Below are 20,064 nucleotides of genomic sequence, written 5' to 3' on the forward strand. Positions count from 1 at the left end.
TCCCGCTTTGTTCAAGGAAGACCCTTTCAATGCGCCCTTGCCTGCTGCTTCCCCTGCTGCTGACCGCCATGACACAACTGGCGGGTTGTGCGGCTTATCGCAATTACGACCTAGAGCTGGAACAGACCACCGAGCAATTGAAACAAGGCAACGTCGCCGGCTCGCTGGCCTTGATCGAGGCCCATAACCCGGACGAGCAGAAGGATCTGCTCTATTACTTCGAGAAAGGCGCGGTGTTGAGCGCGGGCGGTGAACTGCCCCAGAGTCAGGCGGCATGGCGCAGTGCCGAGCAAATGGTGATCGAGCGCCAGGACACCCTTGAAACCACCGGCGACAAACTCTTGGCCGCCATGGGTAATCACTGGGGCAGCATCATCAATGACAAGCTGCGGCGCTACGATGGTTATGACTATGAAAAAGTCATGCTGACCACGCAGATGGCCCTCAACCAGCTGGCCGTGAATGATTTCGATGGTGCTCGCGCCGACATCAAGAAAACCCATGAGCGCGAAGCGCTGATCGCCCGGCAGCGCGAGCTCGAATATGAGCGCGTCGAAGAGGTAGCGAAAAAGCAGGGCGTGCGTGTGCACTACAAGGATCTGCAGGGCTATCCGGTAGTCATGCTGGACGCGCCGGCGGTGATCGCCTTGAAGAACGGCTACCAAAGCGCGTTCAGTCACTACCTCGCGGGCTTTACCTATGAAGCGCTAGGGGAAAAGAATCTCGCCGCGCCCGGCTATCGCCAGGCCATCGAATTGCGCCCGGACTTGCCGTTCTTTCAGCAGGCATTGCGTGACCTCGACAGTCCCGGCCTCAAGGGTGACGAAAGCGATGTGCTGATCATCGTGCAAAGCGGCCTCGCTCCCGCACGCAGTTCGCTGCGTGTGCCGTACCCGGTGAAGCTGGCAGACGGGCAGGTCATTGTCGCCAACATCTCGTTCCCGGTGATGGTGCCCGACACTTCGACGCCGGCCTTCAATCAGATCGGCATCGATGGCCGGCAGAAGAAACTCATCGCGGTCAACAGCATCACCGACATGTCCTTGCGCACGCTGCGCGATGACATGCCCGGCATTATCCAGCGCACCACTTACCGGGCCTTTCTGGCAGCCGACGTGCAAGCCACCGACAACCGACGTGACCCGAGCAAAGCATCGTACGTGACCCATTGGGATGGTTTCGAACAGGCCGATACGCGTACCTGGCGCACCCTGCCCAACCTGACTCAGGTATTGCGCGTGCGCCTGAGGAAAGGCGAACACGCGATCACTCTGCCCCACATCAACAACGCCGCACCGCTGAAGATCCGGATTGATCAGAACCGCCAGGTCATCGCCCTGCGCGCCCTCGGCGATCGGGTTTTCGCCAATGGCAGCGCGTTCGGGCCCGGCAAAACAGCGGCCGAACGCGTCGTGAACAACTAAACCAGGTGATGGCACGAACGCCCTCCACGCCACCAAAAAGACATTACATAGCCATCATCACGCGCTTATAATGCCGCGCCCTCGCCCAGCGAGCCGGCATCAAAAGCTCCTCACTCATGAGGAATTGGCAGGAGGCCAGCGCCGCCGTCGATAGGTCACACCAGCCCGACCAGCACACGCGGCTGCAAGTCTTGTTACTCAGGGAAGAAGTACCCATGGCATTCCGCGCTCCCATGCTGCTCGCGCTCAGCGCTGTCACGCTGTTGTCCGGCTGCGCAGCGTTTCGCAACTACGATTCCGAACTGGCCCAGACCAATCAGCAACTGGCTTCCGGCAACGTCGACGCGGCGCTGACCCTGCTGGAAAAGAACAACACCGGCACCGACAAAGACCTGCTCTATTACTTCGAGAAAGGTGAACTGCTGCGCGCCAAGGGCGACCTGTCAGGCAGCCAGAACGCCTGGGGCAGTGCCGATCAGGTGGTCGGTCAGTGGGAAGACGCGGTCAAGCTCGACTCGGCCAAGTACCTGGCACAGTTCGGCAGCTTCATCGTCAACGACAAGGTGCGTCGCTACGAAGGCTATGACTACGAAAAAGTCATGCTGACCACGCAGATGGCCCTGAACCTGTTGGCGGTCAACGATTTCGATGGCGCCCGCACGGCGATCAAAAAGACCCACGAACGCGAAGCGGTGATCGCCGACCTGCGTGACAAGGAATACCTCAAGAGCGAAGAACAGGCCGAGAAAGAAGGCATAAAGACTCAGTACAAGGATCTGCAGGGTTATCCGGTGGCCAGCCTCGACGCACCGGAAGTGGTCGGCCTGAAAAACAGCTACCAGAGTGCATTCAGCCATTACCTCGCCGGTTTCGTCTACGAAGCACTGGGCGAGAAAGATCTGGCCGCGCCGGGTTATCGCAAAGCCGCCGAATTACGCCCGAACACGCCACTGCTCGAACAGGCGCTGGTCAATCTCGACAAACCGTCGAAGTCCGACGACAGCGACATTCTCATCGTCGTGCAGAGCGGTCTGGCCCCGGCCCGCGACTCGATTCGTGTGCCGCTGCCATTACCGATCTCCAATAACGTCGTGATCACTCCGCTGTCGTTCCCGATCATCAAGCCTGACACCTCCACCGCGCCGTTTGCGCAGATCGGCGTCGACGGCAAGCAAGTCGACCTGACCGCGCTGAACAGCACCACCGCCATGTCGCGCCGCGCCCTGCGCGATGACATGCCGGGGATCATCGTGCGCACCACCGTGCGCGCGATCACCAAAGGCGTGGCGCAAAAGAAGATCAACGAAACCAATCCGCTGGCCGGTCTCGCTGTGGGTATTTCTTCAGCAGTGCTCGAAGGTGCCGATACCCGTACATGGCGCACCCTGCCGGACAACACGCAAGTGGTGCGCCTGCGCCTGAAAAAAGGCGAGCATCAGGTTACCCTGCCGAGCGCCGTCGGCGGCTCGGTGGTCAAGGTCACCGTCGACCAGCGTTATCAAGTGGTCAGCCTGCGTGCCGTGGGCAACCAGGTATTCGCTGGCGGCATCGCCGCTCACGTAATGCCGAGCGCTGCCGCGACCAACGTCGCCAGCCTCAAACAACCTTAAGAACGGAGTCTTTGCAATGCGCTTGAAGATCATCGCCGTCGCCGCCCTCGCCTTGCTGGCAGGCTGCGCCACCCCGCCACCGCCAGAGCCGGGCAGCGCCGCGAGCAAAGTCGTGGCCATGGGCCCGCAGAAACACATCGTCGTCGGCGCCATGCGCGTGGCCCGGGAAAACGGCTTCATGACCGTCAACGTGCAGTTGAGCAACACCCTCAACAGCAACAAGATCTTCTACTACCGCTTCGCCTGGCTTGGCGCCGAAGGTTTCCCGGTTGCCGAAGAAGAAGTCTGGAAAAGCCAGATGATGTACGGCGCTCAGACCAGCTTCATTCAGGCCATCGCGCCGACCCCGAAAGCCGTGGATTTCCGTCTGGAAATCAAGACGCCTTAAGCCCGCCACCCTATTTCTGATTGAGAGAGCTTTCTCATGTTTGCACGCTTTTCCTGCATCGCCGTCATCGCCCTGCTCGCCTCCGGTTGCGCCAACACCTCGCCGACCCTGGGCAGCAAGAACATCAGCTACGGCGACACCAAAGCGGTTGAAACCGTGACCAACGAATTCGGTTCGACCGACCTGCAAATGATCGCCGAGTCGATGACCCGCTCGCTGGCCCAGTCCGGCATTCTGCAGGGTCGTCCGGTGGTTCAGGTCTACGACGTGAAGAACAAGACCAGCGAGTACATCGACACTCGCGAAATCACCACCAGCATCAAGACTCAGTTGATGAAGACCGGTGTTGCGCGCTTCGCCAGTGACAACAACGCCATGCAGAGCCAGGTTGACCAGCTCAAGCTGCAAAACCAGAGCGGTCTGTACAAGAAAAGCACCGTGGCCAAGACCGGCAACATGGTTGCCGCCAAGTACCGCATCGAAGGCTCGATCAGCTCGATCGTCAAGCGCAGCAGCGACTACAAGGACGTCTTCTACAAATTCAGCCTGCAACTGATCGACGTTGAAAGCGGTCTGGCCGAGTGGATGGACGAAAAAGAGATCCGCAAAACCACGGAGCGTTAATCGATGCGCACATGGATTGGCATGATGGCCCTGGCTTGCGCGTTCAGCGCGCAGGCGGCCCCGAAAGTCGCGGTGACGGATCTGGCGTATCAGGAACGCGTGGAGCAATACATCCACATCGTTTCGGCGCAAAGCAACCACCGCGAGAGTTACTACAGCGCCAGCGGTTCTTCGAGCTACAACGAGATCGAAGCGACCACCAGCTACATCGAACAGGGCGAGTTGCGCAAATTCACCGGCGACATCAAGGGTGAAATCCTGCGTACCGGCATGTTCCAGCTGGTGCAGGGCACACCGTACACCGCCTCGTCCAAGGGCGATGTGTATGACGTGATCAAGCGCATCAAGGCCGGCAACTTCAAAGGCGCCGACTATGTGCTGTTCGGCACTGTGTCCGACATCGACTTCACCCAGGACATCAACGAGCTGGCGCACACCGACAGCTATTCGGCGGTGCTGGGCCTGACGCTGGTGGCGGATTTCAGCCTGATCAATACCAAGACCTACGAGATCACCTCGGCCTTCACGGCGATGGGCGAAGCGCAGGACACCAAACTGGTGAACCACCGCGACATCAAGATCTCGCTGAACCGTCCGCGGGTGGTGCGTGACGTGTCCAAGGCGTTGGGCGAAGACGTGGCCGGGCAACTGAGCATGCAGCTCGGTGGTGGTGACGGTTATGAGCAGCCGCGTGAGGCGCCGCAGCGCAACAATCTGCCGCGTGACACGGCGCCGGTGATTTTACGCTGAGCCGGATCTGAGGACTTTTGTGGCGAAGGGCTCTGTGGCGAGGGGATTTATCCCCGTTGGGTCGCGAAGCGGCCCTCGCTATTGATTCAAGACGATTGGGACTGCTGCGCAGTCCAACGGGGATAAATCCGCTCGCCACAAAAGCTCGCTTGCCCCGATGTCTCGGTAGAAATGAAAAAGGCGACCTCTTGAGGTCGCCTTTTTTCTGCCCGAGCGGTTTACGCCGCCGCTTTGCGCAACGTCGCCATGAATGCCGCTGCGCCGATGAACAGCCCGGCAAAGGTGCGGTTCATGCGTTTCTGCTGCTTGGGTGTGCGCAACAGGCGCAGCACCTTCGACGCCAGCCCGGTGTAGCCGGCCATGACAATCAGGTCGACAAAGACCATGGTCACGCCGATCACCAGATACTGAATCAGCAGCGGCGCATGGGGATTGATGAACTGCGGCAGCACCGCGAGCATGAATATCAATGCCTTGGGATTGCTGATATTCACCAGAAAGCCGCGAAACACCAGGGCCAGCGGCTTGCCGATCGGCCGAACCGCAGCGTCATCGCTCATGTCCATGGGCAACGCGCGCCATTGCCTGATCGCCAGATAAACCAGATAGGCAACGCCGAACCATTTGATCGCATGGAACGCCGTGGCCGAAGCAGTGAGCACGGCGCCAACACCCGCGCCGACAATCGCAATCTGCACCGCCAGACCGATCTGCAGGCCCAGCGCGTTCCAATAGCCGCGCCAGAAACCGTATTGCAGACCGCTGGACATCGACGCGATGGCGCCTGCGCCCGGGGACAGACTGATCACCCAGCAGGCGGCAAAGAATGCCAGCCATGTTTGAAGCTCCATCGCATACCTCGGCTGATGCTTGTGACAAATGCCTAAGCTAATGCGGCTTCGTGTGGATGACTACCAGTTTTTTGCTAAATATTGCAGGAAGCTGAGGGCCCCTTCGCGAGCAGGCTCGCTCCCACAGGGGGAACGCATTCCAATGTGGGAGCGAGCCTGCTCGCGAAGGCGTCGGAACAGACGACGTAGAAATTACTTCTCAAACCCGCTCGACGGCAACACATCGGTCCCGCGCCAACGCCGCACCGAACGCTGGAAGAACAGGCTGTTCGGCACCTGCACCATGGCGCTGCCGGTGCCGAGCTCTTCGGCCTCGACCAGCGTGGTATAGAGCAGATTGATCGCGATCACCCGGCCTTTGACGCCAGGCTTGTCGGTGGTGTCCACCAGCTCGACCACGTCGCCGAGGCGGAACGGCCCGACGGTGAAAATGAGAATTGCGCAGAGCAGGTTCGACAGCACACTCCACATGGCGAAGAACGCCACCGCCGCCACCGCGACAAATCCCGACAGCGCCGTCCACAGCACCGTGGCCGAAACGCCGAGGCGCTCGAGCACGAAGAGCAGCGCGCTGCCCATGATCAGCCAGCGCAACACGCCGCGCAGCGGCATCAGCAACTGCGGTGGAAACGGATAGCGCTCACCCAGGCGAGTCAGGCCTTTGGCAACGAAACGCTGGGTGAGGTAACCGGCCAGCAGAATCAGCAGAATCTGCGCGGTGAACCAGATGGGCTCGACCCACACCGCCGCAAAGGGCAGCTTGAAGGCTTCCATCAGGACAACGCCTCCAGCTCCGCCTGCATGCTTTCCAGGGTTTCCAGGGCTTCCATCCAGGCCTCTTCCAGCTCGGATTCGCGCACCTTCAATTTGGCCTGTTCGGCGAGCAGATCACGCAATTCATTCTTGCGCGCCGGCTCGTAGATATTGCTGTCACCGAGGCTGGCATCGATCCTGGCCAGTTTCTCGTGCAGCTTGCCCAGCTCGGCTTCAAGCTTGTCAGCCTCGCGCTTGTGCGGCGCCAGTTGCTGACGCAACGCTGCTGCCGCTTGACGCTGCGCCTTCTTGTCAGTCTTGTCCGGATTGACCGGTGTGTTGCTGACCGGCGCATTGCGCTGACGGTATTCCACCAGCCAACGCGCGTAGTCTTCGAGATCGCCGTCGAACTCTTCGACCTTGCCATCGGCCACCAGATAGAAGTTGTCGGTGGTGCTCTTGAGCAAGTGCCGATCGTGAGAGACCACCAGCACCGCACCGCTGAATTCCTGCAGGGCCATGGTCAGCGCCAGACGCATTTCCAGGTCGAGGTGGTTGGTCGGTTCGTCGAGCAGCAGAAGGTTCGGCCGTTCCCAGGCGATCAAAGCGAGGGCCAGACGGGCCTTCTCGCCACCGGAGAAATTCAGCACCGGCTCATCGATGCGCGCGCCACGGAAGTCGAAACCGCCGAGGAAGTCACGCAGGGTCTGCTCACGCTCGCTCGGTGCCAGGCGCTGCAAGTGCAGCAACGGGCTGGCCTTGGAGTCCAGCGAGTCGAGCTGATGCTGGGCGAAGTAGCCGACCACGGTGTTTTCGCCACGGGTCAGGCGCCCGGCCAGCGGTTCGAGCTCGCCGGCGAGGTTCTTGATCAGCGTCGATTTACCCGCACCGTTCGGCCCAAGCAGACCGATCCGCGCACCTGGGTCAGTTGCAGCTTGACCTTCTCGAGGATGGTCTTGTCGCCATAACCCAGGCGCGCATCGGACAGGTCGATCAGTGGGCTGGAGATCTTGGTCGACTCGCGGAAGACGAAGTCGAACGGCGAGTCGACGTGGGCCGCCGACAATTCTTCCATGCGCTCCAGTGCCTTGATCCGGCTCTGCGCCTGACGGGCCTTGGTCGCTTGCGCCTTGAAGCGGGCGATGTAGCTTTCCATGTGCGCACGCTGCGCCTGCTGCTTCTCGTAGGCCTGTTGCTGCTGGGCCAGACGCTCGGCACGAGCGCGTTCGAACGCGGTGTAGCCGCCGCGATATAGCGTCAGTTTGCGCTGATCGACATGGGCGACGTGATCGACCACTTCGTCGAGGAAATCACGGTCGTGGGAAATCAGCAGCAAGGTACCCGGATAACTCTTCAGCCACTCTTCGAGCCAGATGATCGCGTCGAGGTCCAAGTGGTTGGTCGGTTCATCGAGCAGCAGCAGATCCGACGGGCACATCAGTGCCTGCGCCAGATTCAGACGCATCCGCCAGCCACCGGAGAAATCGCCTACCTGACGGTCCATCTGCTCATTGGTGAAACCCAAGCCGGCGAGCAGCTTGCGCGCCCGCGCATCGGCGGTGTAGCCGTCGGCGCTGTCGAGTTCGGCGTGCAGCCGCGCCAGTGCGGTGCCGTCGTGGGCCTCCTCGGCGGCGGCAAGCTCGCGTTGCACCTCACGCAGACGCAGGTCGCCATCGAGCACATAATCGACCGCCAGGCGTTCGAGGGTGTCGACCTCCTGGCGCATGTGCGCAATGCGCCAGTCGGCCGGCAGCAGGCAGTCGCCCGAATCCGGGTGCAACTCGCCGCGCAGCAAGGCGAACAGGCTGGATTTGCCGGCACCGTTGGCGCCGATGAGGCCGGCTTTGTGGCCGGCGTGCAGGGTCAGCTCGGCGTCTTCTAGCAGACGTTGCGGGCCACGCTGTAAAGTCAGGTTCTGAAGTCGGATCATAATGGCGGCGGAGTCTACCAGCTTCGCTCACAACTGGCGCGAGTAGCACGATGTCCTCTGACCTGTGGAGCTTTGCCCTTGATGTCTACGCCCGGCCGGGTGTGGAAGATGCCTGCCTGCAATTGCAAACGGCGGGCGCCAATGTCTGCCTGTTGCTGTGCGGTTTGTGGCTTGAGCAGCGCGCAGTGACCTGCGATGAGTCGCGCGTTCGTTTGCTCAAGGCCTTGACCGCGCCGTGGGATATCGAGGTGGTGCAACCGCTGCGAACCTTGCGCATGCAATGGAAAGCGCGGGCCGTCGATGATGCGGTGATGGCGGGCATGCGCGAGCAGATCAAGTCACTTGAGCTTGAAGCTGAGCGAACCTTGCTGTCACGGCTGGAAGGTGTGGCGCAGGAGTGGGCGCGCAACGATGCAGGTTCGGTGACCTGGCTGGAAGATCTGGCCGGCACTGCCGCCAGCCTGAACCGCGACGCGCTGCAAGTGCTGCGCGTCGCGGCAACCGGCACTTAGGAAGCGCTGGTCGGGGTGCTGCTGACGTTCGACGAAGCGGCTGGTGCTGGCGCAGTCGAAGGGGTCGATTGAGCAGCGGACGACGGTGTCGAGGTAGCTGGAGCAGCCGGGGTAGGCGCAGGCTTGGCGGCTGGAGCAGCAGCCGGTTTGGTCGCGGTTGGCTTGGCAGCAGCAGGCTTTTTCACCGCTGGTTTTGCGGCTGGCTTGGCGGCCGGTTTTGCAGCAGCGGTCGCAGGCTTGGCAGCAGCGGGTTTCGCAGCAGGCTTGGTGGCCGGTTTCGCAGCAGTTTTTGTCGCAGGTTTTGCTGCCGATGTGGCGGCTGGTTTGGCAGCCGGTTTTACCGCCACTTTCGTAGCAGGTTTGGCGGCGGCCGGCTTGGCCGCAGTCTTGGCAGCAGGCTTCGCAGCGGCGGTCTTGGCAGCAGGTTTCGCTGCAGGTTTTGCCGCTGCTTTGGCAGCAGGTTTGGCGGCTGCGGTTTTCGCCGGTGCAGCTTTGCTCGCGGCCGGTTTTGCAGCGGCTTTGGCAGGGGTGGCTTTCACTGCTGGCTTGGCTGCAGCAGGTTTGGCTGCGGTGGTTTTAGCCGCCGGTTTTGCCGCGCTCGCCGCTGGCTTCTTCGCTGCAGTTTTCGCCGCTGGTTTGGCAGCCGCTTTCACTGGCGCCTTGGCCGCTGGTTTGGCGGCGGTTTTCGCAACAGCAGGCTTGGCCGCTGCGGTCTTCGCCGGGGCTTTGCTTGCAACAGGTTTGGCGGCGGCTTTCTTCGCTGGTGCTGCTGCCGGTTTGACCGAACGCGACGACAGAACTTTGCCCACTGCTTCTTGAACGCGGCCAACACCCTGGGCCAGCTTCAGGCTTTCCTGAGCATCGCGCTTGAGTTGCAGAATGTAGCTGCGGGTCTCGGACTGACGATCTTTCAACGCGTCGAGCAGGTCTTCGAGTTCTTTCACCGAAGCCTTGGCTTTGTTCTGTGCCTTGGCTTTGCCGGCGCTGGCGGCGTCCTGCAGTTTGGTGCGCGATTTGTGCAGTTTTTCCTGCGCTTTGCCACGCTGTTTTTCCAGCTTGGCGAGCAGTTTTTCAGCATCAGCCAAGGCTTGCGAGCAAGCGTTTTCCAAATGCTCGAGCAGGCTGCCCGACAACTGTTGGAGTAAGTGCAACGGAGTATTTACAGGCTTCTTGGTGGCCGACATGGTTTACCTCCTGGCTGACGTGAGTGCGGCTCATACTAGACCTCTGCTGATACCGCCGCTAGGGCATGTTGACAGTATCTCTGCCGTTGCGTTGCACCGAAGCCCAAATGTTCTGCGTGCGGAAAAAGCAGTTCACCGATGCAGGCGTCGGCACTGGCATAATCCCCCGCATCTCAGGTCGGAGAGTGCCCATGTCGCGCTACTTTATGTTGTCCCTCTGCATGGTTTTTTCGGCGGCGTATGCCGATGAAAAAACTACGGCAAACGATGCTCATGACCTGGCTTACAGCCTCGGTGCCAGCCTCGGCGAACGGCTGCGTCAGGAGGTGCCGCAATTGCAAATCCAGGCACTGATCGAAGGTCTGCAACAGGCGTATCAGGGCAAGCCGCTGGCGCTGAGTGAAGCGCGTATCGAACAGATTCTGGCCGACCACGAATCGCGCAATGCCGAGCAGGCATCACGGCAGTCGAGCGATGCGGCGATGGAAAACGAGCAACGCTTTCTCAGTGCGGAAAAAGCCAAACCGGGGGTGAAGGAACTGGCCGATGGCATCCTCCTGACTGAACTGGTTCCGGGCACTGGCGCCAAGGCTGGCCCGGACGGCAAAGTGCAGGTGTTGTATGTCGGCAAGCTGCCGGACGGCACCGTGTTCGATCAGAACACCCAGCCGCAATGGTTCAACCTCGACAGCGTGATCACCGGTTGGCGCACCGCTTTGCAGAGCATGCCGGTGGGGGCGAAATGGCGATTGGTGATTCCGTCGGATCAGGCTTATGGCGCCGACGGTGCCGGCGACCTGATTGCGCCATTCACACCACTGGTATTTGAAGTGGAATTGCGTGGCGCGACGAGCTGATCAGGCATAAAAAAACGGTGCGCTTTCGGGCGCACCGTTTTTCATGAAGGACGTGGATCAGGCCTGAACCGGATCTTCTGCCTTGTGTGCCGTGTGCAGCACTTCGATCAGGCAGTCTTCAAGTTCGAAGCGCTCATGCAGCAAGCCGCCCAATTCCTTGAATTTCTCCGCAACGCATTTGCCTTCATCGCACAGATCATTGAACGCGAGCAGCTTCTCGGTAATGACGTCAATGCGTGGGTAAATTGTCTCGGCGAGTTCCAGACCGCGCTTGTCGTTGAACGCCTTGGCTTCGCCAGTCAGCTGTTCATAGATTTCGAAGTGCCCAGCCGATACGTAATCGACCAGCACGCCGCAGAACTCCAACAGAGGTTTGCGGCTTTCGGACAGCGAATCAGGCTGCGCACCGAGTTTGTCGTAGGCGCCGATCAGCTCTTCACGCTCCTGCAACCAGCGGTCGATCAGCAGATGAACCCCACCCCAACGTTCCTGAGCATTCTGACAACTTTCGAGCATGGCGATCTCTCTTCCCTTGTGGGTCATGCTGCTCTACACCCGCGCCCCTGTTCTGATTTGACTGGGTGGACGATCGGGCAGAGCGTCATCGAGCAACATAATTCCAATGACACGTGCCGGCCAGATTATGCCCGCACGCCTATGGCTTCAAGGTACGCAGGAGATAAAGTTCATACAAGTGTTTAATCCTTGACCAGCGTGTAGTGCGACGCTTCGTCGCTGACCGGTCGTTGCAGAGCGCTCCAGATCAGTCGCAGCAACTGATAAACCGCAAGAATCGACACGCCGACAAAAAACAGCAGGCTCCATTCCGGAATGCTCAGGTCGAACAGCGTCCAGGAGATTTCCGCACAGTCGGCACCGCCCTTGAACATCCGCTGCAAGGCACAGATCCACGGCAGACCGCTGAACAGTGACTCCACGGTGGGCGAGCATTTGACCAGTTGCAGCATGGAGTCACTCTGGATCAACACCTGCCGCCACGCAGCGGTGGTTCCACCCAGACTGGCGCCCAGCGCAAACAGCCAGTACCACCATAAGCCAACACGCCGGGGGCCATGCACCGCTGCAACGCCGCAGCCAATGCACAGCAGGGTGAGGAACAACCGCTGCACCAGGCACAGACTGCAAGGCGTCAGACCGACTGCGTATTCGAGGTAATAGGAAGCTCCCAGAGCAAAGGCCCCCGCAATGAAAGCCATGAAGAACAAGGAGCGTGAGCAGGCCAACGACATGGCTTTTCCGTAACAGTAGAGACAGACGGTTACGGTAGAGGAAAGCGTGTCAGCCTTTCAAGGCGAGGGCCTGCCGACAGTTCACCACAGGTGTAGGGAAAACCCGACAGGCTCAAGAGGAAATGATGAAGCGAACTGTAGGAAATTGCCTCCAGCGCGCAAAGAAGCGGAATTTTCAGCATGAAAAGTTCGCGAGGGAGCAACCTCCCTCGCCTTTCACACCTTCGCCGCAACCGGCAAAGGCGCCGCCAGCAGACGTTCATCGAGCAGTCCCAGACCTTCCTGGAACAACTGGTTGCTGCGCTCGGTATCGCCAAGCTGTGCAAGCAGACGGGCCAATTCCGCACAGGTCTCCGGATTGCGCTGCACACGCAGACTGCTTTCCAGATAGTCACGCGCCTTGCCCCACAGACTGGTTTGCAGACACAAACGCCCGAGGGTCAGCAACAGGCTCGGATCGGCCGGGTGCTCTTTGAGCCAGCCTTCGGCAGTCTGCAACTGACGCGCAGGATCGCTGCCACGAACCAGACCATAGAGCCGCGCCAGATGACTGTCGTACTTGCGCTTGAGCGCTGTGCGCAGCACTTCTTCGGCTTCGACCTGAGCGCCCAACTGGCGCAATTGCTCGGCATAGGCCAGCACCAACGGCGGCTCCTGACGCTGCGCCGAAGTCAGCTGCTCCCAGGCTCGCTTGAGTGACTGCAAACCCACCGTACCGTCTTCTTCGCGATGGGCTGCCAGGGACAGGTTTTCACCCCAGGCGCGACGCTCGAGTTCGGCCAGTTCGGCTGGCGGCAGCACTTTGTCTTTGCGCAACTCCGGCAGCAAACGAATCACCGCCGACCATTCGCCACGTTGCTGATGCAGACGCTGCAATTGACGCAGTGTCTGTGCGCTGCGCGGATGCCGCTCGTGCATCGCCTGCAAGGTCACCAGCGCACCGTCGGTGTCGCCGCGATCGGTCTGCAGTTGCGCGTGACTCAGGGCGATCGCCAATTCGGCTTGCGGTTGACGTTCCAGCGCGCGCTCAAGCAAACGATCGCTTTCTTCGTACTGACCTTGCTCGTTCGCCGCACGTGCGGCGCCGAGGTAGTAAAGCAGTGGCTGACGTTCGGCTTCCGCTGCGCGGGTCAGATGCCGCTGCGCACTGGCCCACCGACCTTCAGCCAGATCCAGTTGGCCGTGTTCGATCGCCACTTGCACCCGGCGACTGCGATTGCGCCGCGACCACGGATTGACCACGCCGGTGGAGGTCATCACCAGCTCGGCCAGCACCTTGATGCCCCAGAACAGCAGCCACAGCACCGCGATCACTGCCAGTGTCGCCCACAGACTTGCCTCGTAGCGGAAGCTCTTGTACGCCACCAGCACGTAACCGGAATGCTCGGCGATCGCCAGGCCCAGCGCTGCCGTCGCGGCGATGACCAGAAACACGATTACATAAAGGCGCTTCATGGGGTCGCCTCCTGCGCCTGGTTGCCGGCAGGCTTGGCGAACGGTTTCACCGATTCCTCGGCATTGACGTTACGTCGCTCCAGATACCCTTGCACGGCGCTCAAGGTGCCGGCCAGATCCGGCGTCTGGACGGTGACCGGTTCCTTGCTCAGCTCGGCGACCTGCTCCAGCATGACTTTGCTTTGCGGGTTGTCCGGGTTGAAATTGCCCTTGAGCACGTCGCGCGCCTCGGCCAGCGCCTGGGTATAGACCGCCGCCTGACCATTGAGCGCCGCCCACTGCGCTTGCTCCAGCGCCAGGCTCAGGGCCAGGCGCACCTGGCTCAGACTCTGCCCGGCCAGCAGCGGCTTGACGTTCTTGTCAGCGTTGAAATCGATGCGGATATAGCGCGATACCTTGTCCCACCACTGCGCCCAGCGGCTGGCGCCGTCGCCGTCGGCAGTCAGGCCCAGCAGCGACTCGCCGCGATCCTTGTACTCCGGCGCCAGCTCGGTGAGGTCGATGACCTGATCGCGCAAAGCGCCGAGGCGCAGGAACAGCCCGGTGCGATCCGGCTGTTCGGTGCTGCGCAAGGCAACCAGGGTTTTCGCCACTTGCTCGCGCGCGGCGAAGGAACCCGGATCGTTCTGTTCACGGAGGATTTCGTCGGCGCCCTGCACCAGTGCCTGGGCGCTGCTGATGTCCTGCAACGCCGACAGGCGCAGGCTGGCCAGACGCAGCAAGTGCTCGGCCTCGGCCAGACGCCAGTCCTTGCGGCTGGCGCCGAGGACGGTTTCCAGACGCTGATTGAGGCGCTGCTGATCGCCCTGCAATTGCGTGACCAGACGCTGGCGTTCGGCGAGTTCGTCAGCACCGGGCAACTGCGCCAGACGCTCGGTCAGACGCTGTTCGTTGAGCTTCAGACTCTGCGCCTGATCGTTCAACGCCTGCACCTGACTCGACTGTTGCTGCGTGTTGCTCTGCAGGTGGCGCACCTGCCAGACACCCCAGCCACCGATGGCGACACCGGCGGCACCGAGCAGCAAGGCGACAATCGCCAGTCCATTGCCTCGGCGCGGCTCTTTGGCCGGTGGTGGAGTTTCAACCTGGGCATCAAGCGCAGGCTGGACGTCATCTTTTGGCAAGGCTGTTTCGCTCACGTATCCATCCTTTGCATTAGAAAACGGCACGGGACATTCCCGTAACGCCGTCAGCAAAGCCGCGGCACTCGCGCCGCGGCAATCCACAACTGTTTGAGCCCCGGCGGCACGTGCCAGCTCGGCGACTCTCGGGCTTGGTACAAACAACGGCAACTGCGCAATCTTCGGCCAGGCATCGCCGGCCATTTGCCGCAGGTGCTCGAAACCCTGTCCACTGCTGACCACCAGCCCGTTCAAGCGTTCCGCTTCGATCCGCCGCGGCAGCTCGTTTGGCGGGTAGGCTGGCAGGTCGCGGCGATACAACTCCAGATACTCGACACTAGCACCTAGCGCGCGCAGGCGCTCGGCGAGCAGTTCACGACCGCTCTCACCGCGCAGGATCATCACCTGCGCACCGGGCTCGCTAACCGCCTCGCGCAGACGTGGCAATTGCAGCAAGGCTTCACTGTCATCGCCGTCAGCCGGGAAGCTCACATCGAGACCATGATCGCGAAGAATCTCTGCGGTCGCCGCGCCGACGCTGAACCACGGCATGCTCAATGGCGCCGTGCCTGCGGACTTGAGCAGATCCACCGCGATCCGCGCCGCCGGCTTGCTGACCACGATCACTGCGCTGCAAGCGGGCAATCGCGACATCGCCTGACGAATACTGTCAGAGAGCGGCAGCGGGACAATGTCCAAAAGCGGCAGGCAACTGCTGAAAATCCCGTGCCCGGCCAACTGTTCGGCCAGCGCCGCGCAGTCATCCGCAGGGCGCGTCAGCAGCAGGCGCCAGGCCGTCACTCGTGACCCGCCTCGCCGTACACCGCTTTGAGAATGTCGTCGGCGCCTTGCTTGAGCAGGTCTTCAGCGACCTGTACGCCCAAGGCTTCAGCGTCAGCACGCGGCGCCCGGGCTTCGGCGCTGAGCAACTTGCCGCCGCTTGGCTCACCGACCAGTCCGCGCAACCACAACTGCTCGCCTTCGAGCACGGCGTAGCAGGCGATCGGCACCTGGCAGCCGCCGTTCAAATGTTTGTTGAGGGCGCGTTCCGCGTTCACCCGCGAAGCGGTATCGGCGTGGTGCAAAGGCGCGAGCAAGGCGTGAATTTCGTGGTCGGCGCTGCGGCATTCGATGCCGACCGCGCCCCGGCCACCGGCCGGCAGACTGTCATCGACACTGATCGCCGAAGTGATGCGATCTTCGAAGCCGAGGCGGATCAGACCGGCAGCGGCGAGGATGATCGCGTCGTATTCGCCGGCGTCGAGCTTGGCCAGACGGGTATTGACGTTGCCGCGCAGAAAGCGGATCTGCAGGTCCGGGCGACGCGCCAGCAGCTGTGTCTGCCGACGCAGGCTCGAGGTGCCGACGATGGCTCCGCTCGGTAAAGCTTCAAGGCTTGCGTAGGTATTGGAGACGAAAGCATCGCGCGGATCTTCGCGCTCGCAGATACAGAACAGGCCCAACCCTTGCGGGAAATCCATCGGCACGTCTTTCATCGAATGCACGGCGATGTCGGCCTGGTTTTCCAGCAGCGCGGTTTCCAGCTCCTTGACGAACAGGCCCTTGCCGCCGATCTTCGACAGTGGTGAGTCGAGCAGCTTGTCGCCGCGACTGACCATGGGCACCAGCGTCACCAGCAGGCCCGGGTGGGCCGCCTCGAGACGGGCTTTGACGTATTCGGCCTGCCAGAGGGCCAGCGCACTTTTACGGGTGGCGATGCGGATTTCGCGAGGGGACATGGAACAATCCGTACTGAATAGATACGGCGGATAATAACAGCTCAGTCAATTCCACTTTGACCTGAATCAGAAAACGGCGTGGCCTCCCTGGCCTGCCATGCCGGGTGAAAGAATCTGGAACGCCCGGTAAAGACCGGGTCAAAGTCCCTGCATCATCTTGCGGACACCGGCCACATGCCGACGACTGACAATCAGTGCATCGCCATTGAGGCCTTTGAGGAACAACTGGAAATGTCCCAGTGGTGTGCGTTGCAATCGCTCGATGCGGTCGCGAGCGACCAGCGCGTTGCGGTGGATACGCACAAAGCGTTCGCCGAATTCGTCTTCGAGGGCTTTGAGAGGTTCGTCGAGCAGCACTTCGCCGGCTTCGTGACGCAGGGTCACGTATTTGTGGTCGGCGATGAAGTAGACCACCTGATCCAGCGGAATCAGCTCGATGCCTTTGCGGGTGCGCGCGCTGATGTGGCTGCGTGGACCGTTGCCACTTTCGGCAGCGGGACGGGTCAGGGCTGCAAGTTGCGCCCGATTGGGACGTTCAGCCCGCTTCAGGGCCTCATTCAAGTGTTCGGTTCGCACAGGTTTCACCACATAGCCCACGGCGCTGGCCTGCAGGGCTTCCACGGCAAATTCATCGGGACTGGTGCAAAACACCACGGCCGGCGGCGTCTCGCGTTCGCACAGTCGGGCAGCAACCTGCAGGCCATCGAGGCCCGGCATGCGGATATCGAGCAACACGATATCCGGTTTGTGGCTGTCGATCAGCGCTAACGCCTCCTCGCCATTCGTGGCACTGGGCTCCAGGACTGTGTAACCCTCGAGCTCGCTCACCATACGGCTTAGGCGCTCGCGAGCCAGGGGTTCGTCATCAACGATCAGGACATTCATATTGCGCTGGATTCCTGCGTGAGTCTCGCACAAGGATAGCGTAGACAGGTGTAGTGACCTCCGTCACCGCGATCCACGCTAAGACTAGCCCGAGCGCCAAAAAGTGCCGTACGTCGGCCAGCAATATTTGCCAGCGTCCGCCTGGTACTGCTCGGAGCCCAGTGTTTCCTGCGTTTCTCTCGGTGGTTGACTCAAGGACAACTCACCCGCCCCCTCTTCTTATAGCCAGTGGCCAGACCTTTGCATGATCCGCATTCGCACCGACCCTTATGTCCACTGTAGACGTTCGTCGGAACGATATTGCTCAATCAAAAAATATCCTTTTGTAAATTCCCTGCAGACCGCGCCGGATATGCCTGACACATCCGCGAAAAAACCTGTCGACCGGCGTCAGCGACAGGATTGGCAACCCTGTTATTATCCGCGCCAGCGTTTCACGCCATTTCTTCAAGCCGATACGAGCGAATTCATGAGCACTGACAAGACCAATCAGTCCTGGGGCGGCCGCTTCAGTGAACCCGTCGACGCCTTCGTCGCCCGCTTCACCGCCTCCGTCACTTTCGACCAGCGCCTGTATCGCCACGACATCATGGGCTCGATCGCCCACGCCACCATGCTGGCCAAGGTCGGCGTGCTGACCGATGCCGAGCGCGACAGCATCATCGATGGCCTGAACACCATTCAGGGCGAAATCGAGGCCGGCCAGTTCGACTGGCGCGTCGACCTCGAAGACGTGCACATGAACATCGAAGCGCGCCTGACCGACCGCATCGGCGTCACCGGTAAAAAGCTGCATACCGGGCGCAGCCGCAACGACCAGGTCGCCACCGATATCCGCCTGTGGCTGCGCGATGAAATCGACCTGATCCTCGCCGAGATCACCCGCTTGCAAAAAGGCCTGCTGGAGCAAGCCGAACGTGAGGCTGCGAGCATCATGCCGGGCTTCACCCACTTGCAGACCGCGCAGCCAGTGACTTTCGGGCATCACATGCTGGCCTGGTTCGAAATGCTCAGCCGCGACTACGAGCGCCTGGTCGACTGCCGCAAACGCACCAACCGCATGCCATTGGGCAGCGCCGCGCTGGCCGGCACCACTTACCCGATCGACCGCGAATACACCGCGCAACTGCTGGGCTTCGACGCCGTCGGCGGCAACTCGCTGGACAACGTTTCCGATCGCGACTTCGCCATCGAATTCTGCTCGGCCGCGAGCATCGCGATGATGCACCTGTCGCGTTTCTCCGAAGAGCTGGTGCTGTGGACCAGCGCGCAGTTCCAGTTCATCGATCTGCCGGACCGTTTCTGCACCGGCAGCTCGATCATGCCGCAAAAGAAAAACCCCGACGTGCCCGAGCTGGTACGCGGCAAGACCGGCCGTGTGTTCGGCGCGCTGATGGGCCTGCTGACCCTGATGAAGGGCCAGCCACTGGCCTACAACAAGGACAATCAGGAAGACAAGGAGCCGCTGTTCGACGCCGCCGACACCCTGCGCGATTCGCTGCGCGCATTTGCCGACATGATCCCGGCGATCAAGCCGAAACACGCGATCATGCGGGAAGCGGCGCTGCGCGGTTTCTCCACCGCTACCGACCTGGCGGATTATCTGGTGCGCCGTGGCCTGCCGTTCCGTGATTGCCATGAAATCGTTGGCCACGCGGTGAAGTATGGCGTCGACACCGGCCAGGATCTGGCCGAGATGAGCCTGGAAGAACTGCGTCAGTTCAGTGATCAGATCGAGCAGGACGTGTTTGCCGTGCTGACCCTGGAAGGCTCGGTGAATGCTCGCGACCATATCGGCGGGACTGCGCCGACGCAGGTCAAGGCTGCGGTGGCGCGCGGTCAGGCCCTGATCGCCAGCCGCTAAAAGCCAAGAGCTTCGCGAGCAGGCTCGCTCCCACAGGGAATCAGGATGTTCACAAAATTTGTGTTCACCACCGATTCAATGTGGGAGCGAGCCTGCTCGCGAAGGCTTCCTTCAGAGCGCTACAAAATTCACTTCTTGGCAGCAATCATCGCCAGGAATGCGGGCATCGCCGCGTCCTTGTCTGCCGCAATCTTCTGCACGTGCGGATTCTGCTCAAGCCGCTCCAGCAGCGCTTTCGCCTGTGGCATCTCAGCCAGCAGATCGATCCCGAACAGCTTCTGCCCGACCGCACAGGCCAGCGGCACGCTGTAGAGGAAATACAGATCGGCAATGCTCAGGCTGTCACCCGCCACATACGGGGCGAACCTGCCGTGACGGCCCAGCGCCGCGAAGCCCAGCAGCAGCTCGGCCCGGGTTTTCTCCTTGATCGCCTCCGGCAACGTCACACCGAAAAATGCCTCGCCATAACAGGCGCGCCCCGGCAACTCGATGTACAACTCGATCTCCTTGGCAATCGCGAGCACCTGCGCACGCTCAAACGGATCGCTCGGCAAAAGCGGCGTGGCCTTTTGTGATTGTTCGAGGTATTCGAGGATGATCGCGGTTTCGTTGATGTAACCGGCGTCCACGCCCAGCACCGGGACCTTGCCACGCGGGCTGATGGCCAGCGAGTCCGAGGTTTGCGTCGGATAGAAAGTCACTTCTTCGAAGGGCAGGCCTTTTTCCAGCAGTGCCAGTTTGACCATGTTGTAGTAGTTGCTGACAGCGAATCCGTAGAGCTTGAACATTACAGAGCCTCCAGGCCGTGCGGGGTGGGCAGTGCCTGTTTATAGATCGCCGCGACGTTTCCCGCCAGCAGCATCACGC

The 20,064-nt window shown here is 61.1% G+C and carries 18 protein-coding genes and 3 pseudogenes; 8 read left to right on the top strand and 13 right to left on the bottom strand.

The window, feature by feature from the left end:
• Positions 1-29 precede the first annotated feature (29 nt).
• From ACZZZ4_RS07770 to ACZZZ4_RS07790, 5 genes are all read left to right on the top strand, one after another.
• A complete protein-coding gene (locus tag ACZZZ4_RS07770; protein ID WP_129997902.1) occupies positions 30-1,424 on the top strand; it encodes a COG3014 family protein in 1,395 nt (464 codons plus the stop codon).
• A 215-nt stretch (positions 1,425-1,639) separates the two neighbouring features.
• Positions 1,640-3,034: a COG3014 family protein gene (locus ACZZZ4_RS07775; protein ID WP_463547572.1), complete on the top strand. Its 1,395-nt coding sequence runs from the start codon at positions 1,640-1,642 to the stop codon at positions 3,032-3,034.
• A gap of 16 nt (positions 3,035-3,050) precedes the next feature.
• A complete protein-coding gene (locus ACZZZ4_RS07780; protein WP_016772611.1) occupies positions 3,051-3,422 on the top strand; it encodes a YcfL family putative periplasmic lipoprotein in 372 nt (123 codons plus the stop codon).
• 36 nt (positions 3,423-3,458) lie between these two features.
• On the top strand, positions 3,459-4,046 hold the full coding sequence (gene lpoB / locus ACZZZ4_RS07785) for a penicillin-binding protein activator LpoB (RefSeq protein ID WP_016772610.1): 588 nt from the start codon (positions 3,459-3,461) through the stop codon (positions 4,044-4,046).
• Positions 4,047-4,049: 3 nt separating this feature from the next.
• A complete protein-coding gene (locus tag ACZZZ4_RS07790) occupies positions 4,050-4,796 on the top strand; it encodes a penicillin-binding protein activator LpoB (RefSeq protein ID WP_129997904.1) in 747 nt (248 codons plus the stop codon).
• A 218-nt stretch (positions 4,797-5,014) separates the two neighbouring features.
• On the opposite strand, the gene ACZZZ4_RS07795 is transcribed toward ACZZZ4_RS07790, so the two are convergent.
• The 3 genes and pseudogenes from ACZZZ4_RS07795 to ACZZZ4_RS07805 form a co-directional block, all read right to left on the bottom strand.
• Positions 5,015-5,647 (bottom strand): LysE family transporter, encoded by a 633-nt coding sequence (locus ACZZZ4_RS07795; RefSeq protein ID WP_463547573.1) that lies wholly within the window; start codon positions 5,645-5,647, stop codon positions 5,015-5,017.
• Between the two features lie 192 nt (positions 5,648-5,839).
• Positions 5,840-6,421 carry a mechanosensitive ion channel family protein gene (locus ACZZZ4_RS07800; RefSeq protein ID WP_039757413.1) on the bottom strand — a complete coding sequence of 194 codons (582 nt, stop codon included), beginning with the start codon at positions 6,419-6,421 and terminating at the stop codon, positions 5,840-5,842.
• Positions 6,421-8,330 (bottom strand): annotated as a pseudogene (locus tag ACZZZ4_RS07805) (ATP-binding cassette domain-containing protein). Before ACZZZ4_RS07805 ends, ACZZZ4_RS07800 begins: the two are co-directional and overlap by 1 nt.
• Positions 8,331-8,380: 50 nt before the next feature.
• Between ACZZZ4_RS07805 and ACZZZ4_RS07810 the strand changes: the two are divergent.
• The gene (locus tag ACZZZ4_RS07810) at positions 8,381-8,842 is read left to right on the top strand and encodes a TIGR02444 family protein (protein ID WP_463547574.1); all 462 of its coding nucleotides are present in this window, start codon (positions 8,381-8,383) and stop codon (positions 8,840-8,842) included.
• On the opposite strand, the gene ACZZZ4_RS07815 is transcribed toward ACZZZ4_RS07810, so the two are convergent.
• Positions 8,839-10,026: an AlgP family protein gene (locus ACZZZ4_RS07815; RefSeq protein ID WP_463547575.1), complete on the bottom strand. Its 1,188-nt coding sequence runs from the start codon at positions 10,024-10,026 to the stop codon at positions 8,839-8,841. The two genes, ACZZZ4_RS07810 and ACZZZ4_RS07815, sit on opposite strands and share 4 nt — an antisense overlap.
• Before the next feature lie 191 nt (positions 10,027-10,217).
• Between ACZZZ4_RS07815 and ACZZZ4_RS07820 the strand changes: the two genes are divergently transcribed.
• Entirely contained in the window at positions 10,218-10,883 is a 666-nt protein-coding gene (locus tag ACZZZ4_RS07820) for an FKBP-type peptidyl-prolyl cis-trans isomerase (protein WP_129997910.1), read from the top strand.
• Between the two features lie 57 nt (positions 10,884-10,940).
• On the opposite strand, the gene ACZZZ4_RS07825 is transcribed toward ACZZZ4_RS07820, so the two are convergent.
• From ACZZZ4_RS07825 to ACZZZ4_RS07860, 8 genes and pseudogenes are all read right to left on the bottom strand, one after another.
• Positions 10,941-11,399, bottom strand: coding sequence for an Rsd/AlgQ family anti-sigma factor (locus ACZZZ4_RS07825; RefSeq protein WP_039757408.1), 459 nt, complete (start codon positions 11,397-11,399; stop codon positions 10,941-10,943).
• A 182-nt stretch (positions 11,400-11,581) separates the two neighbouring features.
• Positions 11,582-12,133, bottom strand: coding sequence for a disulfide bond formation protein B (locus ACZZZ4_RS07830; RefSeq protein WP_039757406.1), 552 nt, complete (start codon positions 12,131-12,133; stop codon positions 11,582-11,584).
• 216 nt (positions 12,134-12,349) lie between these two features.
• A complete protein-coding gene (locus ACZZZ4_RS07835; RefSeq protein ID WP_039757405.1) occupies positions 12,350-13,588 on the bottom strand; it encodes a heme biosynthesis protein HemY in 1,239 nt (412 codons plus the stop codon).
• Complete coding sequence (locus ACZZZ4_RS07840) at positions 13,585-14,727, bottom strand: uroporphyrinogen-III C-methyltransferase (RefSeq protein ID WP_039757793.1); 1,143 nt, start codon at positions 14,725-14,727, stop codon at positions 13,585-13,587. The genes ACZZZ4_RS07835 and ACZZZ4_RS07840 overlap by 4 nt, the downstream gene beginning before the upstream one ends.
• Before the next feature lie 36 nt (positions 14,728-14,763).
• Positions 14,764-15,510 (bottom strand): annotated as a pseudogene (locus ACZZZ4_RS07845) (uroporphyrinogen-III synthase); the annotation flags it as partial.
• Positions 15,507-16,448, bottom strand: a complete 942-nt coding sequence (gene hemC / locus ACZZZ4_RS07850; protein ID WP_463547576.1) for a hydroxymethylbilane synthase — start codon at positions 16,446-16,448, stop codon at positions 15,507-15,509. The gene hemC and the pseudogene ACZZZ4_RS07845, both read right to left, overlap by 4 nt.
• A gap of 138 nt (positions 16,449-16,586) precedes the next feature.
• Complete coding sequence (locus ACZZZ4_RS07855) at positions 16,587-17,333, bottom strand: LytR/AlgR family response regulator transcription factor (RefSeq protein WP_129997914.1); 747 nt, start codon at positions 17,331-17,333, stop codon at positions 16,587-16,589.
• A pseudogene (locus ACZZZ4_RS07860) lies at positions 17,330-17,470 on the bottom strand (sensor histidine kinase); the annotation flags it as partial. The gene ACZZZ4_RS07855 and the pseudogene ACZZZ4_RS07860, both read right to left, overlap by 4 nt.
• A gap of 332 nt (positions 17,471-17,802) precedes the next feature.
• Between ACZZZ4_RS07860 and argH the strand changes: the two are divergent.
• Positions 17,803-19,197, top strand: coding sequence for an argininosuccinate lyase (gene argH / locus ACZZZ4_RS07865; RefSeq protein ID WP_463547577.1), 1,395 nt, complete (start codon positions 17,803-17,805; stop codon positions 19,195-19,197).
• A 128-nt stretch (positions 19,198-19,325) separates the two neighbouring features.
• On the opposite strand, the gene ACZZZ4_RS07870 is transcribed toward argH, so the two are convergent.
• Positions 19,326-19,985 carry a glutathione S-transferase family protein gene (locus tag ACZZZ4_RS07870; protein ID WP_463547578.1) on the bottom strand — a complete coding sequence of 220 codons (660 nt, stop codon included), beginning with the start codon at positions 19,983-19,985 and terminating at the stop codon, positions 19,326-19,328.
• Positions 19,986-20,064 lie beyond the last annotated feature (79 nt).

The organism is Pseudomonas sp. AC252 (genome assembly GCF_979258105.1).

Bases quoted from the DNA above. Each gene is read 5' to 3' on its own strand.
- ACZZZ4_RS07795 (WP_463547573.1), bottom strand. From the start codon at position 5,647: ATGGAGCTTCAAACATGGCTGGCATTCTTTGCCGCCTGCTGGGTGATC.
- ACZZZ4_RS07815 (WP_463547575.1), bottom strand. From the start codon at position 10,026: ATGTCGGCCACCAAGAAGCCTGTAAATACTCCGTTGCACTTACTCCAA.
- ACZZZ4_RS07810 (WP_463547574.1), top strand. From the start codon at position 8,381: ATGTCCTCTGACCTGTGGAGCTTTGCCCTTGATGTCTACGCCCGGCCG.
- argH (WP_463547577.1), top strand. From the start codon at position 17,803: ATGAGCACTGACAAGACCAATCAGTCCTGGGGCGGCCGCTTCAGTGAA.
- hemC (WP_463547576.1), bottom strand. From the start codon at position 16,448: ATGTCCCCTCGCGAAATCCGCATCGCCACCCGTAAAAGTGCGCTGGCC.
- ACZZZ4_RS07790 (WP_129997904.1), top strand. From the start codon at position 4,050: ATGCGCACATGGATTGGCATGATGGCCCTGGCTTGCGCGTTCAGCGCG.
- ACZZZ4_RS07855 (WP_129997914.1), bottom strand. From the start codon at position 17,333: ATGAATGTCCTGATCGTTGATGACGAACCCCTGGCTCGCGAGCGCCTA.
- ACZZZ4_RS07825 (WP_039757408.1), bottom strand. From the start codon at position 11,399: ATGCTCGAAAGTTGTCAGAATGCTCAGGAACGTTGGGGTGGGGTTCAT.
- lpoB (WP_016772610.1), top strand. From the start codon at position 3,459: ATGTTTGCACGCTTTTCCTGCATCGCCGTCATCGCCCTGCTCGCCTCC.
- ACZZZ4_RS07870 (WP_463547578.1), bottom strand. From the start codon at position 19,985: ATGTTCAAGCTCTACGGATTCGCTGTCAGCAACTACTACAACATGGTC.
- ACZZZ4_RS07775 (WP_463547572.1), top strand. From the start codon at position 1,640: ATGGCATTCCGCGCTCCCATGCTGCTCGCGCTCAGCGCTGTCACGCTG.
- ACZZZ4_RS07770 (WP_129997902.1), top strand. From the start codon at position 30: ATGCGCCCTTGCCTGCTGCTTCCCCTGCTGCTGACCGCCATGACACAA.
- ACZZZ4_RS07835 (WP_039757405.1), bottom strand. From the start codon at position 13,588: ATGAAGCGCCTTTATGTAATCGTGTTTCTGGTCATCGCCGCGACGGCA.
- ACZZZ4_RS07820 (WP_129997910.1), top strand. From the start codon at position 10,218: ATGTCGCGCTACTTTATGTTGTCCCTCTGCATGGTTTTTTCGGCGGCG.
- ACZZZ4_RS07830 (WP_039757406.1), bottom strand. From the start codon at position 12,133: ATGTCGTTGGCCTGCTCACGCTCCTTGTTCTTCATGGCTTTCATTGCG.
- ACZZZ4_RS07800 (WP_039757413.1), bottom strand. From the start codon at position 6,421: ATGGAAGCCTTCAAGCTGCCCTTTGCGGCGGTGTGGGTCGAGCCCATC.
- ACZZZ4_RS07780 (WP_016772611.1), top strand. From the start codon at position 3,051: ATGCGCTTGAAGATCATCGCCGTCGCCGCCCTCGCCTTGCTGGCAGGC.